The sequence below is a fragment of the Stenotrophomonas sp. YJH_SMC_105-26 genome, assembly GCF_059368915.1.
This window is the reverse complement of sequence record NZ_JCAFSD010000001.1, coordinates 1,202,049-1,216,620: the sequence shown is the minus strand read 5'-3', so window position 1 is coordinate 1,216,620 and position 14,572 is coordinate 1,202,049. Positions and strand designations below refer to the sequence as shown.

13 protein-coding genes are annotated in these 14,572 nt (G+C 67.2%); 8 read left to right on the top strand and 5 right to left on the bottom strand.

The genetic code is table 11. The annotated features are described in order from the left end of the window. The first annotated feature begins 138 nt into the window (after nt 1–138). Nucleotides 139–2,169 carry a M3 family metallopeptidase gene (locus AC5P7F_RS05530; RefSeq protein ID WP_142235151.1) on the top strand — a complete coding sequence of 677 codons (2,031 nt, stop codon included), beginning with the start codon at nt 139–141 and terminating at the stop codon, nt 2,167–2,169. Nucleotides 2,170–2,239: 70 nt separating this feature from the next. Here the strand turns inward: AC5P7F_RS05530 and AC5P7F_RS05525 are convergent, their stop codons facing one another. The 3 genes from AC5P7F_RS05525 to AC5P7F_RS05515 all read right to left on the bottom strand — a co-directional run bounded on the left by AC5P7F_RS05525 (nt 2,240) and on the right by AC5P7F_RS05515 (nt 4,190). After that, entirely contained in the window at nt 2,240–3,043 is an 804-nt protein-coding gene (locus tag AC5P7F_RS05525) for an SDR family oxidoreductase (RefSeq protein ID WP_032961223.1), read from the bottom strand. Continuing rightward, nucleotides 3,040–3,606: a DUF1415 domain-containing protein gene (locus AC5P7F_RS05520; protein ID WP_049406028.1), complete on the bottom strand. Its 567-nt coding sequence runs from the start codon at nt 3,604–3,606 to the stop codon at nt 3,040–3,042. The genes AC5P7F_RS05525 and AC5P7F_RS05520 overlap by 4 nt, the downstream gene beginning before the upstream one ends. Before the next feature lie 101 nt (nt 3,607–3,707). Beyond that, nucleotides 3,708–4,190, bottom strand: coding sequence for a YajQ family cyclic di-GMP-binding protein (locus tag AC5P7F_RS05515; RefSeq protein ID WP_006471121.1), 483 nt, complete (start codon nt 4,188–4,190; stop codon nt 3,708–3,710). Nucleotides 4,191–4,345: 155 nt separating this feature from the next. On the opposite strand from AC5P7F_RS05515, the gene AC5P7F_RS05510 reads away from it, so the two are divergent. From AC5P7F_RS05510 to AC5P7F_RS05500, 3 genes are all read left to right on the top strand, one after another. Next, nucleotides 4,346–5,242 (top strand): EamA family transporter, encoded by an 897-nt coding sequence (locus AC5P7F_RS05510; protein WP_164077335.1) that lies wholly within the window; start codon nt 4,346–4,348, stop codon nt 5,240–5,242. Between the two features lie 210 nt (nt 5,243–5,452). Beyond that, a complete protein-coding gene (locus AC5P7F_RS05505; RefSeq protein ID WP_164077334.1) occupies nt 5,453–6,460 on the top strand; it encodes an ATP-binding cassette domain-containing protein in 1,008 nt (335 codons plus the stop codon). Beyond that, nucleotides 6,457–7,146 (top strand): methionine ABC transporter permease, encoded by a 690-nt coding sequence (locus tag AC5P7F_RS05500; RefSeq protein WP_014648472.1) that lies wholly within the window; start codon nt 6,457–6,459, stop codon nt 7,144–7,146. The genes AC5P7F_RS05505 and AC5P7F_RS05500 overlap by 4 nt, the downstream gene beginning before the upstream one ends. Before the next feature lie 107 nt (nt 7,147–7,253). On the opposite strand, the gene AC5P7F_RS05495 is transcribed toward AC5P7F_RS05500, so the two are convergent. Then, complete coding sequence (locus AC5P7F_RS05495) at nt 7,254–7,856, bottom strand: lipocalin family protein (RefSeq protein WP_014648471.1); 603 nt, start codon at nt 7,854–7,856, stop codon at nt 7,254–7,256. A gap of 128 nt (nt 7,857–7,984) precedes the next feature. On the opposite strand from AC5P7F_RS05495, the gene AC5P7F_RS05490 reads away from it, so the two are divergent. Both AC5P7F_RS05490 and AC5P7F_RS05485 read left to right on the top strand, forming a co-directional pair. Further along, complete coding sequence (locus AC5P7F_RS05490; RefSeq protein ID WP_049439992.1) at nt 7,985–8,308, top strand: hypothetical protein; 324 nt, start codon at nt 7,985–7,987, stop codon at nt 8,306–8,308. Nucleotides 8,309–8,377: 69 nt separating this feature from the next. After that, entirely contained in the window at nt 8,378–10,474 is a 2,097-nt protein-coding gene (locus tag AC5P7F_RS05485; protein WP_164077333.1) for a prolyl oligopeptidase family serine peptidase, read from the top strand. Nucleotides 10,475–10,592: 118 nt separating this feature from the next. Here the strand turns inward: AC5P7F_RS05485 and AC5P7F_RS05480 are convergent, their stop codons facing one another. Further along, the gene (locus AC5P7F_RS05480) at nt 10,593–11,786 is read right to left on the bottom strand and encodes a pyridoxal phosphate-dependent aminotransferase (RefSeq protein ID WP_049406038.1); all 1,194 of its coding nucleotides are present in this window, start codon (nt 11,784–11,786) and stop codon (nt 10,593–10,595) included. A gap of 143 nt (nt 11,787–11,929) precedes the next feature. Here AC5P7F_RS05480 and AC5P7F_RS05475 point away from each other — a divergent pair, with 143 nt between their 5' ends. Both AC5P7F_RS05475 and AC5P7F_RS05470 read left to right on the top strand, forming a co-directional pair. Further along, on the top strand, nt 11,930–14,041 hold the full coding sequence (locus AC5P7F_RS05475; RefSeq protein ID WP_164077332.1) for a S9 family peptidase: 2,112 nt from the start codon (nt 11,930–11,932) through the stop codon (nt 14,039–14,041). 54 nt (nt 14,042–14,095) lie between these two features. After that, nucleotides 14,096–14,524, top strand: a complete 429-nt coding sequence (locus tag AC5P7F_RS05470) for a YbaN family protein (RefSeq protein WP_481462354.1) — start codon at nt 14,096–14,098, stop codon at nt 14,522–14,524. Nucleotides 14,525–14,572: the final 48 nt, after the last annotated feature.

Genomic DNA, 14,572 nt, shown 5'->3' with positions numbered 1-14,572 from the left:
CTCCCCCGCAGCCAGAGCTTCGGTGCGCGGCCGTCAGGCCGACGTGAACGCCGGCGCATGCCCCCTTGTCAGCCGCGCCTGTCAGCGCCATATCTGGGAAGCTGCCCGCCCGCCGGGCCCGTTCCCTGGAGATCTGCCGTGACCGTTGCCAACCCCCTGCTCGACTTTTCCGGACTGCCGCGCTTTGACGCGATCCGCCCCGAGCACGTCGCGCCGGCGCTGGATGTGCTGCTGGCCGAGGCCGAAGCTGCCGTCAGCGCAGCCGAGCGGGTGCAGCCGGTGCGTTGGGACACCTTCGTCACCCCGCTGGATGACGCCACCGAGCGCCTGTGGCGTGCCTGGGGCCTGGTCGGCCACCTGCAGGGGGTGGTCAACACCCCGGAACTGCGTGAGGCCTACAACGGCAACCTGCCGCGGGTGACCCGTTTCGCCAGCGCGCTGGGCCAGAACCTGGCGCTGTATCGCCAGTACCAGGCACTGGCCGCCAGCCCGGAGGCGGCGCATTTCAATGAAGCCCAGCGCAAGGTGCTGGACAACACGCTGCGTGACTTCCGCCTGGGCGGTGCCGAGCTGGCACCTGAGGCGCAGCAGCGCTTTGCGGCGATCAAGGAGGAACTGTCGGCGCTGTCGGCGAAGTTCTCGCAGAACGTGCTCGACGCCACCGATGCATGGTCGCTGTACATCGAGGACGAAGCGCGACTGCTGGGCCTGCCGGAAGACGTGAAGGCTGCCGCGCGCGCTGCGGCAGAGAAGGACGGCAGGACCGGCTGGAAACTGACCCTGCAGATGCCGTGCTACCTGCCGGTGCAGACCTGGGCTGAAGACCGCGACCTGCGCGAGATCCTGTACCGTGCCAGCGCGCAGCGTGCATCGGAGTTCGGTGATGACGCGCTGGACAACAGTGGCAACATCGACCGTATCCTTGCCCTGCGCGCCGAACTGGCCGCGTTGCTCGGCTTCGATTCGTACGGCCATTACTCGGTGGCGACCAAGATGGCGCAGGACCCGGCCGAAGTACTGGGTTTCCTGCGTGACCTTGCCGCGCGAGCCAAGCCGTTCGCGGCCAAGGACCGCGCCGAGCTGGAGCAGTTCGCACGCGAGCAGCTGGGCATCGATGCCCTGCAGGCCTGGGACCTGGCGTTCGCCGCCGACCGCCTGAAGCAGGCGCGTTACAGCTATTCCGAGCAGGAGGTGAAGCAGTATTTCACCGAACCGAAGGTACTGGGCGGCCTGTTCTCGGTGATCGAGCAGCTGTATGGCCTGCATGTGCAGGAAGACAGCGCACCGGTGTGGCACGAAGACGTGCGCTTCTTCCGCCTGGTCGATGCGCAGGGCGCGCTGGTCGGCCAGTTCTACCTGGACCTGTACGCACGCGAGGGCAAGCGCGGCGGTGCGTGGATGGACGATTGCCGCAACCGTCGCGTGCGTGGCGACGGCAGCGTGCAGACGCCACTGGTCTACCTGGTGTGCAACTTTGGCCGGGGCGCCAACGGCAGGCCGGCGACCTTCAGCCACAATGAAATGACCACGCTGTTCCATGAGATGGGCCACGGCCTCCACCAGCTGCTGACCCGCATCGGCGAACTGGGCGTGGCCGGCATCAACGGCGTGGAATGGGACGCGGTGGAGCTGCCCAGCCAGTTCATGGAGAACTTCTGCTGGGAATGGGACCACCTGCAGGGCATGACCGCGCACGTGGACAGTGGCGAGCCGCTGCCGCGCGCGCTGTACGAGCGCATGCTGGCTGCGCGCAATTTCCATAGCGGCATGGCCACGGTGCGCCAGCTGGAGTTCGGCCTGTTCGACATGCTGCTGCACAGCCAGTTCGAACCGGCGCAGGACAGCGTGCTGGCACTGCTGGACCGAGTGCGCGCGGAAGTGGCCGTGAACCACCCGCCGGTCTGGAACCGCTTCCCGCACCAGTTCAGCCACATCTTCGCCGGTGGTTACGCCGCGGGTTACTACAGCTACAAGTGGGCCGAAGTGCTCAGCGCCGATGCCTACGCCGCGTTCGAGGAAGCGCCGCAGGCACTGGCTGAAACCGGTGCACGCTTCCGCGATGAGATCCTGTCGCGTGGTGGCAGCCGCCCGGCGGCGGAGAACTTCAAGGCCTTCCGCGGCCGCGCGCCGCAGATCGACGCGCTGCTGCGGCACTCGGGCATGGCGTAAGCGAAAAAAGGGGACGGAGGGGATTAAGTCGTTTGTGCACAAACGACTTAATCCCCTCCGTCCCCTTTTTCTATTCGGCGTAGATCATCTTCCGGGTCATGCCGCCGTCGACGATGAAGTCCTGGCCGGTGCTGAAGCCGGACAGCGACGACAGCAGGTACACCGCCAGCGCGCCGATGTCCTCGGGGCGGCCGACCCGGCCGACCGGGTGCTGTGCCTGGTCGATGGCGGAGTACTCCGGTGCGTGTCGCCGCGAGGGAGCCTGCCAGGCCGTGGTGCCGATCCAGCCCGGACTGATGCTGTTGACCCGCACCGTTGGGCCGGCACTGATCGCCAGCGCATGGGTGAACGCCACCAGCCCGCCTTTGGCCGCAGCATAGGCCTCGCTGTGCGCTTCGGATTGCCAGGCGCGGGTCGAGGCGATGTTGATGATTGCGCCGGCGGCGCTGGCCGTCAGCGCCGGTAGTGCGTGCTTGCTGCACAGGAAGGCACCGTGCAGCGAGGACAGGCGGCGCTGCCACTCGTCCCAGTCCATGTCCTGCAGCTGCGTGCCATGCGGTCCGGCGATGCCCGCGTTGTTGACCAGCCCGTCGATACGGCTGAAACGCCGCAGGGCCACGGCGATGAAGTCGCGCACGCTGGCTTCGTCGGTGATGTCCAGCCGCTGGAATGCGGCCTCGCCACTACGCTGCCATTCCGCCAGGCACGCCTCGCCGGCCTCCACGTCCAGGTCGCCGATCAGCACGCGTCCGCCGGCACCGAGCACGGCCTGGGCGATGCCACGGCCGATGCCGTTGGCGCCGCCGGTGACCAGCACCACCTTGCCCGACAGCGGCGCGGCCGGCCATGCGGCAATCGGCGGCACCGTGCTCACGTCAGGTCTTCGCCACGCAGGCGGCGATGCCAGCCGTCCACGCCGATGCGGTCCAGGGTCTGGATGTTGCGCTCGACGATCACGTCCGGGTCCGGATAGACATCCACTGCGCGCGCCACGCTGTCTTCGCGCAGCAGGTGCAGGGTGGGGAAGGGCGCGCGATTGGTGTAGTTGCTGGCGTCGTCCGCTGCCACGCCGTCAAACTGGTAGTCCGGGTGGAAGCTGGCCACCTGCAGGATGCCCTGCAGGTCCAGTGCCTCGATCGCCGCATCGGCGTTGTCGAGGAAATCGTTGTAGTCGAGGAAGTCGGTCAGCACCTGCGGATGCACGATCAGCGTGGTATCGATCTGCTCGGCCGGCGTATCGCGCAACAGCACCAGTTCCTCGGCCAGCTGCTCAACCAGCGCTTCCGGCGTGGTCGCATCACTGAGCACGATGCGGACCTGGTCCTTCACATACACCGCCTTGGCGAACGGGCACAGATTCAGACCGATGACGATGCGCTCCAGCCACAGGCGGGTGGCAGCGATCGGGTCATCGGTGGGCAGGGGGGAATCGGTCATGGCGGGCACGTCGGCTGGCGGGGCCGCCATTGTAGGCGCGTCGCTGGCAACGCGCCGTCGTGCCTGCCGCTGGCAGCGCCGGGGCAGGCCCGGCGGATGCCTCAGTCGCGGAAGTTGTTGAACTGCAGCGGCAGCTCGAACTTGCCGGCCTTGAGCACGGCGATGGCGTCCTGCAGGTCGTCGCGCTTCTTGCCCTGCACGCGCAGCTTGTCGCCGTTGATCTGGCTTTCCACCTTCAGCTTGGCATCCTTCAGCGCCGCCGCGATCTTCTTGGCGATCTTCTGCTCGATGCCCTGCTTGACGGTGATCTTCTGCCGGGCCTGGGCCAGGTTGGTCTCGATGTCGCCGAACTCCAGGCTGAGCACGTCGATGCCGCGTGCGGCCAGGCGAGCACGCAGGATGTCGTTCATCTGCTTGAGCTGGAATTCGGTCGGCGCGGTCTGGTTGATGACATCGCCGTCGCGCTCGAACTTTGCGTCCACGCCCTTGAAGTCGAAGCGGGTGGCCAGTTCGCGGTTGGCCTGGTCGATGGCGTTGGTCAGCTCGTGGGTGTCGACTTCGGACACGACGTCGAAGGAAGGCATGGGCGGTGCTCCGCAGGTTTCAGTGGCGATCATTCTATCGCGAGGGCCCGCATGCCCGTCCCCTGTAGAGCCGAGCCCACGCTCGGCGGCTTTGTGAAGAGCAGCCGAGCGTGGGCTCGGCTCTACAGAAAGCGACGACCGGGCGATAATGGGCCATGAACGTGCAACGCTCCCCTTCGCGTGCGGTGGCCTGGATGGTCGCTGCGGTCGCCTGTTTCTCGCTGATGGACGCTGGCATGAAGCAGCTGTCGGCCAGCTATCCGACCCTGGAAGTGACCTTCCTGCGCGGCGCGGCCTCGTTGCCGTTCGTGCTGGTCTGGGTGTTGGCCAGCGCCGGCCCGCGCTCGCTGGTGCCGCGTCGCTTGGGCCTGCACCTGCTGCGTGGCGCGCTGGGCATGGCGATGATCGGCTGCTTCGTGTTCGCCCTGCGCGACCTGCCGCTGTCCACCGCCTACACCATCTATTTCGTCGCCCCGCTGCTGATCGCCGCCTTGTCGGTACCGCTGCTGGGCGAGCGGGTCGGGCCACGGCGCTGGGTCGCCATCGGCATCGGCCTGGTCGGCGTGCTGGTGGTGCTGCGGCCGGGCGTGGACGGTTTCATCTCGGTGCCCGGCCTGATGGTGCTGGCTGCGGCCACCGCCTATGCCGTGGCGGCGATCACGGTCAGCCTGCTGACCCGCACCGATACCTCGCAGTCGATGGTGGTCTGGTTCCTGGTGATCATGGCCATCGGTGCCGGCCTGCTGTCCCTTCCCGGCTGGGTGCCGCTGCAGCTGGCGCATGCGCCGCTGATCGCCGGCATGGGCCTGGCCGGGGCGCTGGGCCAGATCGCCCTGACCAAGGCGTTCCAGCTGGGCGAGGCCTCGATGATCGCGCCGCTGGAGTACAGCGGGCTGGTCTGGGTGATCGGCTGGGACCTGGCCTTCTGGGGCCAGCTGCCTGATGGCTATACCTGGGTGGGCGCCGCGATCATCGTGGCTTCGGGACTGTACCTGCTGCATCGTGAGCGCCTGAACCGGGTGCAGCCACCTAAGCCGCTGGACCATCCCTGAGCCGGTTGGGCCTGGGAATGGGGTCAGAGCCCCTGCGGGGATCCGACCCCGGGGTCGGATCCCCGCAGGGGCTCTGACCCCAGCCAACACGTCGGCGCGGGCGGCTTAGAACCAAAAGGAATAACATTCTGACCCATGGCGCGGGCGCGCGACCGCCTGCGCTGGTAGGCTGCACGCCCCCTTCCGTCACCCAGCCGGTGAGCCACGCCCGTGATCGAGTTCCAGCGCCTGCACAAATCCTATGCCGTTGCCGGCCGCGAAGTCAGCGCGCTGCAACCGCTGGACCTGACCATCGAGGCCGGTGAGGTATTCGGCATCATCGGCCATTCCGGCGCCGGCAAGTCGACCCTGATCCGCATGATCAACCGCCTGGAAGAACCCAGCGGTGGCCGGCTGCTGATCGGTGGCGAGGATGTCACCGCACTGGACGCGGACGGCCTGCGCACGCTGCGCCGGCGCATCGGCATGATCTTCCAGCACTTCAACCTGCTGTCGTCGCGCACGGTGGCTGGCAATGTCGCCTTCCCGCTGGAACTGGCCGGCACGCCGCAGGCGGAGATCGACGCGCGCGTGGCCGAGCTGCTGCAGACCGTGGGCCTGGAAGCGCATGCGCAGAAGTATCCGGCGCAGCTGTCCGGCGGCCAGAAGCAGCGTGTCGGCATCGCCCGTGCGCTGGCGACCTGCCCGCAGATCCTGCTGTGCGACGAGGCCACCAGCGCGCTGGATCCGCAGACCACCGCCTCGGTGCTGTCGCTGTTGTCGAAGATCAACCGCGAGCTGGGCCTGACCATCGTGCTGATCACCCACGAGATGGACGTGATCCGCCGTGTCTGCGACCGCGTGGCCGTGCTCGATGCTGGCCAGATGGTCGAGACCGGTCCGGTTACCCGGGTGTTCCTGCATCCGCAGCACCCGACCACGCGGCGGTTCGTCAGCGAATCGGAGCACGTGGACGAAGGGGCGTTGCACCGCGATTTCGACGTGGTGGGCGGGCGCATCGTGCGCCTGACCTTCCTCGGCGGCGACACCTACGAACCCCTGCTGGGCAGCGTCGCGCGCCAGACCGGGGTCGACTACAACATCCTGTCCGGCCGTATCGACCGGATCAAGGACACCCCCTATGGCCAGCTGGTGGTCGCCCTGGTGGGCGGTGACCAGTCCGCCGCGCAGGCTGCCTTCGTGGCTGCCGGCGTGCATGTCGAGGAGCTGCGTCGATGATCATCGCCACTGCCGGCGGTTTCTTCCGTCACCTGGATGCGGGCAAGTGGGCCGACATCGGCCAGGCCACCTTCGACACCCTGCTGATGCTGCTCGGTTCGCTGCCGCTGACCCTGGCCATTGGCCTGCCGCTGGGCGTGCTGCTGTACCTGTTCGGGGCGCCGCAGATGAAGCGCCGGCCGTTTGCCTATGGCGTGCTGGCTCTGGTGGTGAACCTGCTGCGTTCGGTGCCTTTCATCATCCTGATGATCGTGCTGATCCCGGTCACGCTGTTCCTGATGGGTACCTCGCTGGGCGTGCGCGGCGCGATCGTGCCGCTGGTGATCGGCGCGGCGCCGTTCTACGCGCGCCTTGTCGAGACCGCGCTGCGCGAAGTGGATCGTGGCGTGATCGAGGCGACCCAGGCGATGGGCGCCACCACCTGGCAGCTGGTCACCCGGGTGCTGCTGCCGGAAGCACGACCGGGGCTGATCGCCGGGGCGACGGTCACCACCGTGGCCCTGATCGGCTTCACCGCGATGGGCGGTGCGATCGGTTCCGGTGGCCTCGGCGACCTGGCGTTCCGCGATGGTTACCAGCGTTCGCACACCGACGTGGCGCTGGTCACCGTGGTCCTGTTGCTGGTCCTGGTGCAGCTGCTGCAGATGCTCGGCGACCGCCTGGTCGCGCATTACAGCCGCAAGTAACAGAATGCCGGGCGGCAGCCGGGCGGCAGCCGGCCAGCGGCCGGCTCTACCCGATTGCCGGGAAAAAAACGGTAGTGCCGGCCGCTGGCCGGCAATTCCACGTGCGGTCAACGCGCGTTCGGTACTTCGTAGCCCAGCTTCCCGACCTGTTCCGGATGCTGAGGCACGCGCTTGAGCTTGTCGGTGTTCACGCCGTACTCGTCGCGCAGGCGCTCGGCCAGCTCCTTGTACAGGGCTTTGTCCATGTCCGGCTTGCGCGCGAAGATCCAGGCCATTTCGCGGCCCGGATAACCGATCAGTGCCCATGAATAGTCCGGGGCCACTTCCAGTACCCGCGAATGGGTCGGCACCACGCGATAGAACCAGGTTCGCCAGCCATGGTTGCCGCTGTCCGGATCGACGCTGGCACGTGCGCGAATTTCCTGCAGTGGTTCGCCGAAACCATCACGGTAGCGGTAGGTGATGGCGACCTTGTGCTCGTCGCGCAGCTCGTACTCGTTGACGCTGGCGACATGCCCGCGTTCGATGAAGTTCGGCACGCGGCCGATCACATACCAGGTGCCCATGAAGCGCTTCAGGTCGATCGGCGCCCCCGGGTCGGCCGCGTCGGTGGCGCTGGCGCGGGGCGACGGCGGCTCACTGGCGGCCATGGCAGGACCTGCCAGGGACAGAGCCAGCAGCACGGCGCAGAACGGGCGGATCGAAGTCATGCGGGAGCGGGCTCCAGTGGGCTTGCACGCGCATGGTCGACTGTGTGCACGCGATCCGTCAATGGTGTCGCATCCTGTGAGAAGGGGCTTGCCCAAGCTGTGTTGCATTGTCTACCGGAGAAGCCCCCATGAACGCTCGTTCCGTCCGTCGCCCTGCAACTGAACGCGTCATCGAACGCGCCGACCCGCGCCTGCTGCGCGGCGTGCGGCAGCTGGCCCTGGCTGGGCTGGCGCTGGTACTGGTCTGGCCGGCGGCGCGTGGCAGCAGCGCATGGCTGGGCTGGCTGCCGATGTGGCTGGTGGGCATGCCGCTCGCGGCCTGGTGGGCGCTGCTGCGCTTTCCGCTGCCGCACCCGTCATGGCGATGGCGGGCGCGGCGTACCGGTGGACAGGCGCGCCGTCGGCCGGCTTCCGCCGCACGCGGCCGGCGCGGTCCGGCGGCCACGGCCTGACCTTCGACACGGGGGAGGCCGCGACATTCCGTGCTAGCGTTCCCCGGCTTATGACTGCCTGGAGCTGCAATGTCACGACTCGCTTCCGCCTGCCTGCTGGCCGGCATGATGACCGCTGCCTCGGTGGGGACCGCCGTGGCCGCTGAAGACACCGATCGCTACGCCTGGCTGGAGGACGTCACCGGCGACAAGCCACTGTCCTGGGTCAAGGAACAGAATGCCAGGTCCGAGGCGCGCCTGGCGCAGACCCCGACCTTCAAGCAGATGGAGACCAGCATCCGCGAGGTGCTCGACTCCGACGCCAAGATTCCCGGCGTGCAGAAGATCGGTGACTACTACTACAACTTCTGGAAGGACCAGCAGCACGAGCGCGGCCTGTGGCGCCGCACCACCCTGGCCGAGTACCGCAAGGCCTCGCCGCAGTGGGAGACCGTGCTCGACCTGGATGCACTGAACAAGGCCGAGGGCGAGAACTGGGTCTGGCACGGCGCCGACTGCCTGCGCCCGGATTACAGCCGCTGCCTGATCGCGCTGTCGCGCGGCGGCGCCGACGCCGACGTCACCCGTGAGTTCGACCTGGCCAACAAGACCTGGATCAAGGACGGCTTCTTCCGTCCGGAGTCGAAGGGCGGCCTCAACTGGGTCGATCGCGACACCGTGTTCGTCTACACCGACTTCGGTGCCGGCTCGATGACCACCTCCGGCTACCCGCGCGTGGCCAAGCTGTGGAAGCGTGGCACGCCGATGTCCTCGGCCACCGTGGTGTACGAAGGCAAGCCGGAGGACATGTACATCGCGGCGATGCACGATGACACCCCGGGCTTCGAACGCAACCTGGTCAGCCGCACCCTGGCGTTCTACAACAACGAGCTCTACCTGCGTGGCGACGACGGCACGCTGACCAAGATCGACGCGCCGAACTCGGCCGAGAAGGGTTTGCACAAGCAGTGGCTGACCCTGGAACTGCGCGATCCGTGGACCGTGGGCGGCAAGACCTACGCGTCCGGTTCGCTGCTGGCGACGAAGCTGGACGACTTCCTGGCCGGCAAGCGCGACTTCGACGTGCTGTTCACCCCGACCGCGACCACCTCACTGGCCAGTGCCAGCTGGACCAAGAGCCACCTGGTGCTGAACGTGCTGGACGACGTCAAGAACCGCCTGTCGGTGCTGACCCCGGGTGCCGACGGCTGGCAGACCAGCCGCTTCGTCGGCGCCCCGGCCTTCGGCACGCTGGGCGTGGCTGCGGTGGACAGCAATGACAGCGACGCGGTGTGGCTGACCGCCACCGATTACCTGACGCCGACCACGCTGGCCCTGGCCGAGATCGGCCAGGCACCGGAAACGCTGAAGACCATGCCGGCCTTCTTCGATGCCAAGGGCAAGGTGATCGAGCAGCACTTCGCCACCAGCAAGGACGGCACCCGCGTGCCGTATTTCGTGGTGCACGACAGGGCGATGAAGCTCGATGGCTCCAACCCGACCCTGCTGTATGGCTACGGTGGTTTCGAGATCTCGCTGACCCCGAGCTATTCCGGTGGCATGGGTCGCGCCTGGCTGGAGAAGGGCGGCGTGTACGTGGTCGCCAACATCCGCGGCGGCGGCGAGTACGGCCCGCGCTGGCACCAGGCGGCGCTGAAGCAGAACCGTCACAAGGCCTATGAAGACATGGCCGCGGTGGCGCGGGACCTGGTCAAGCGCAAGATCACCAGCGCCAAGCACCTGGGCGTGCAGGGCGGCAGCAACGGTGGCCTGCTGACGGGCAACATGCTGACCCAGTACCCGGAGCTGTTCGGTGCGGTGGTGGTGCAGGTGCCGCTGCTGGACATGAAGCGCTACAGCCACCTGTTGGCCGGCGCCTCGTGGATGGCCGAGTACGGCAACCCGGATACCAGCGACTGGGAATTCATCAAGACCTTCTCGCCGTACCACCTGTTCAACGCGAAGAAGAACTACCCGCCGGTGCTGTTCACGACCTCCACCCGCGATGACCGCGTGCACCCGGGCCACGCCCGCAAGATGGCGGCGAAGATGATCGACGCCGGCAAGGACGTGACCTACTACGAGAACATCGAAGGCGGCCACGGCGGCGCAGCCAACAATGCACAGGCCGCGCATATGTCCGCGCTGGCCTACAGCTTCCTGTGGGAGCGGTTGGGCGGCAAGTAAGCAGAACGGAAAACGCCGCCCCAGGGCGGCGTTTTTCTTTACCGGTAGTGCCGGCCGCTGGCCGGCAACCGCATCATTCAGGCATTCCCGGGTTGCTGGCCAGCGGCCGGCACTGCCGTCAACGTGATCCCTGCCAACGCTTCAACCCGCGTGCGATCCGCGCCACCGCCTCCTGCAACCGCGGTACTTGCTGGGTATACGCCAGCCGCACATGCTGGTTGGCGCGATGGAAGCCGAAATCCAGGCCCGGGGTGAACGCCACGTGCTCGGTTTCCAGGAAGTGCGCGCAGAACGCCTGCGCGTCGTCGGTGAACGCGCTGACATCGGCGTACAGGTAGAACGCGCCCTGCGGCTCGACTTCAATGCGGAAGCCGAGCTCACGCAACGCGGGCAGCAGGAAGTCGCGGCGTTGGCGGAACGCTTCCCGGCGCTGTTCGAAGATCGCCATCGATTCCTCGCTGAAGCAGGCGAGCGCGGCGTGCTGGGCGATGCTGGAGGCGCTGATGTACAGGTTCTGCGCCAGCTTTTCCAGGTCCGGTACCGCTGCAGGCGGTGCCACCAGCCAGCCCAGCCGCCAGCCGGTCATGCCGAAGTACTTGGAAAAACTGTTCAGCACGAACGCGCTGTCGTCCACCTGCAGCACGCTGGGCGCATCCAGGCCGTAGGTCAGGCCGTGGTAGATCTCGTCCACCACCAGGTGGCCGCCCCGCGCGTGCAGGGCCTGCGACAGTGCCGCCAGTTCGTCGGCGGACAGCACGGTGCCGGTCGGATTGGCCGGTGAGGCGACCAGCGCGCCGACGCTGTCGTCATTCCAGTGCTGTTCCACCAGCGAAGGGGTCAGCTGGTAGGCGGTGTCCGGGCCGACCGGCACCAGCTGCGCGCCGCCCTCGACGAGGCGCAGGAAGTGGCGGTTGCAGGGGTAGCCGGGGTCGGCCAGCAGCCAGTGGCGGCCGGGATCGACCAGCAGGCTGCTGGCCAGCAGCAGCGCACCGGACCCACCCGGGGTGACCAGGATGCGTTCGGGATCGACATCCAGCCCATAGTGGCTGCGGTAGAAACCGCTGATCGCCTGGCGCAGCGCCGGCAGGCCGCGCGCGGCGGTGTAGCGGGTGTGGCCGGCGGCCAGTGCGGCCTGGCCGGCACGCACGACGGGTTCGGCGGTAGTGAAGTCCGGTTCGCCGATTTCCAGGTGGATCACATCGTGGCCTGCCTGTTCCAGCGCCTGCGCGCGGGCCAGCAGGGACATCACGTGGAACGGAGCGATTTCATGGCTGCGCCGGCTGTAGCCCGGCGTGTGGGGCGGGGTGCTCATGTGCCCATGGTACGCCGGCCGGCGCAACCCATGACGTTCCGCAGGGTTGCCGCATTGCCGAGATTGGGGTCAGATCCCTTTTCGGGAAAAGGGATCTGACCCCGTCGAAGACCATTGCATTGATGCGCCAGGAGCCTTATCTCATGAAGTCCACCCTCTGCCTGTTGCTCGCCAGCCTGATGACCACGACTGCTACCGCCGCCACGCCGCCCGTTCCGCCGGATGCCGCCAAGCATCCGCATGTGGTCAAGGCGCCGTTCGGCGCGACCCGCAACGATGACTATTACTGGCTGCGCGACGACAAGCGCGAGAACAAGGACATGCTGGCCTACCTGCAGGCAGAGAATGCCTACGCCGACCAGCTGCTGGCACCGCTGAAGCCACTGGAAGACACCCTGTACAAGGAGATCGTCGGCCGCATCAAGCAGGATGATTCCAGCGTGCCGGCGCGCGAGCGCGGCTACTGGTACTACAGCCGCTTCGAGACCGGCCAGGATTACCCCATCCACGCGCGCCGCAAGGGCAGCATGGAGGCGGCCGAGGAAATCCTGCTGGACGTCAACGCAATGGCCGCCGGCAAGGGCTACTTCAGCGTCGGCTCGATGGAAGTCAGCCAGGACAACCAGCTGCTGGCCTGGGCCGACGATGACGTCGGCCGCCGCCAGTACACGATCCGCTTCAAGGACCTGGCCACCGGCACGGTGCTGCCCGATGTGATCACCGGCAGCTCCGGCGACCTGGTCTGGGCCGACGACAACCGCACCGTGCTGTATGTCGAGAACGATCCGGAAACGCTGCTGACCGTGCGCGTGAAGAAGCACGTGCTGGGCACCCCGGCCAGCGCCGACACCGTCGTCTACGAAGAGAAGGACGACAGCTTCTACATGGGCATCGGCCGCACCCGCGACGATCGCTTCATCACCATCGGCGTGCACAGCACCGTGTCCTCGGAAGAGCGCTACGCGCCGGCCAGCGACCCGACCACCTTCACCGTGCTGGCGCCGCGCCAGCGCGATGTCGAGTACGACGCCGACCACCATGACGGCCGCTGGGTGATCCGCACCAACGACGGTGCGAAGAACTTCAAGCTGGTCACCGCGCCGACCGATGCCACCTCGCGCGCGCAATGGAAGGATTGGATCGCGCACGACGATGCGGTGTTCATCGAAGGCTTCGAACTGTTCGACACGTACACCGCCATCGCCGAACGTTCCGAGGGCCTGGAGCGCATCCGCCTGCTGTTCAAGGACGGGCGCAGCGACTACGTGAAGGCCGACGAGCCGGCCTATTCGATGGGCCTGGGCGACAACACCGAGGCCGATACGCCGTGGCTGCGCTACGTCTACACCTCGATGACCACCCCGACCACCGTGTTCGAGCTGAACACCGCCACCGGCGAGCGTCGCCAGCTGAAGGTGCAGCCGGTGATCGGCTATGACGCCTCGAAGTACGAGACCGACCGCGTCTGGATCACCGCGCGCGATGGCGTGAAGGTGCCGGTGTCGCTGGTCTACCGCAAGGGCTACCGGAAGGACGGCAAGGGCGCGCTGTTCCAGTACGCCTACGGCAGCTACGGCATGTCGATGGATCCGTACTTCAACCAGACCGCGGTCAGCCTGCTTGATCGTGGCGTGGTGTATGCCATCGCCCACATCCGTGGCGGCCAGGAGATGGGGCGCGACTGGTACGAGAACGGCAAGCTGCTGCACAAGCAGAACACCTTCAACGACTTCATCGACGTCACCCGTGGCCTGGTAGCACAGGGCTGGGCGGCGAAGGATCGCGTGGCCGCGTCCGGTGGCAGCGCCGGCGGCCTGCTGATGGGCGCGGTGGCCAACCAGGCGCCGCAGGATTACCGGGTGATGGTGGCGCAGGTGCCGTTCGTCGACGTGGTCACCACCATGCTCGACCCGACCATTCCGTTGACCACCAACGAATACGACGAGTGGGGCAACCCGGAGCAGAAGCCGTATTACGACTACATGCTGTCCTACTCGCCCTATGACAACGTGAAGCAGCAGGCGTACCCGGCGCTGTACGTGGGTACCGGCCTGTGGGATTCGCAGGTGCAGTACTGGGAGCCCGCCAAGTGGGTGGCCAAGCTGCGTGATGACAACACCGGCCACTACCCGATCCTGTTCCGCACCAACATGGAAGCTGGCCACGGCGGCAAGTCGGGGCGCTTCCAGCGCTACCGCGAACTGTCCGAGTCGTACGCGTTCGTGCTGCAGCAGCTGGGCATCGCCCAGCCGTAACGGCGAAGGGGCGCCGGGCGCTGCCTGGCACCCCGAACCGGTATCCTTGCGGCCATGAGCCAGCCCGAGCCATCTGCACCCCGCGATAGCGCCACGCCGCCGCGCGTGGTGCGTTTCCGCTGGGCATGGTGGCTGCTGGCGTACGTCAGCCTGGGCACCGGCATCGTCGGCATCTTCGTTCCGGGGCTGCCGACCACCGTATTCATCCTGATCTCGGCCTGGGCCGCCTCGCCCGGTTCGGAGCGCCTGCATACCTGGCTGCTGCAGCATCCGCGTTTCGGCCCGGCCATCGCCAACTGGCAGGCACACGGGGCGGTCAGCCGCTACGGCAAGTGGATGGCCACGATCACCATGGCGGTATGCGCCGGCATCATGCTGTGGTGCGTGCCGATCGCCTGGGTGAAGTGGTTCTCGATTGGCAGCATGACCGTGGTCGCAATCTGGCTGTGGACGCGGCCGCTGCCACCACCGCCCGCGGATTGAGCGCCGGCGGCAGTGCCGGCCGCTGGCCGGCCACCCGATTCCCTGCAC

What these genes read in the sequence shown, in the direction of transcription:
- AC5P7F_RS05475 (WP_164077332.1), top strand. Translation starts at nt 11,930, where the DNA reads ATGAAGTCCACCCTCTGCCTGTTGCTCGCCAGCCTGATGACCACGACT.
- AC5P7F_RS05515 (WP_006471121.1), bottom strand. Translation starts at nt 4,190, where the DNA reads ATGCCTTCCTTCGACGTCGTGTCCGAAGTCGACACCCACGAGCTGACC.
- AC5P7F_RS05510 (WP_164077335.1), top strand. Translation starts at nt 4,346, where the DNA reads ATGAACGTGCAACGCTCCCCTTCGCGTGCGGTGGCCTGGATGGTCGCT.
- AC5P7F_RS05490 (WP_049439992.1), top strand. Translation starts at nt 7,985, where the DNA reads ATGAACGCTCGTTCCGTCCGTCGCCCTGCAACTGAACGCGTCATCGAA.
- AC5P7F_RS05495 (WP_014648471.1), bottom strand. Translation starts at nt 7,856, where the DNA reads ATGACTTCGATCCGCCCGTTCTGCGCCGTGCTGCTGGCTCTGTCCCTG.
- AC5P7F_RS05480 (WP_049406038.1), bottom strand. Translation starts at nt 11,786, where the DNA reads ATGAGCACCCCGCCCCACACGCCGGGCTACAGCCGGCGCAGCCATGAA.
- AC5P7F_RS05520 (WP_049406028.1), bottom strand. Translation starts at nt 3,606, where the DNA reads ATGACCGATTCCCCCCTGCCCACCGATGACCCGATCGCTGCCACCCGC.
- AC5P7F_RS05485 (WP_164077333.1), top strand. Translation starts at nt 8,378, where the DNA reads ATGTCACGACTCGCTTCCGCCTGCCTGCTGGCCGGCATGATGACCGCT.
- AC5P7F_RS05500 (WP_014648472.1), top strand. Translation starts at nt 6,457, where the DNA reads ATGATCATCGCCACTGCCGGCGGTTTCTTCCGTCACCTGGATGCGGGC.
- AC5P7F_RS05470 (WP_481462354.1), top strand. Translation starts at nt 14,096, where the DNA reads ATGAGCCAGCCCGAGCCATCTGCACCCCGCGATAGCGCCACGCCGCCG.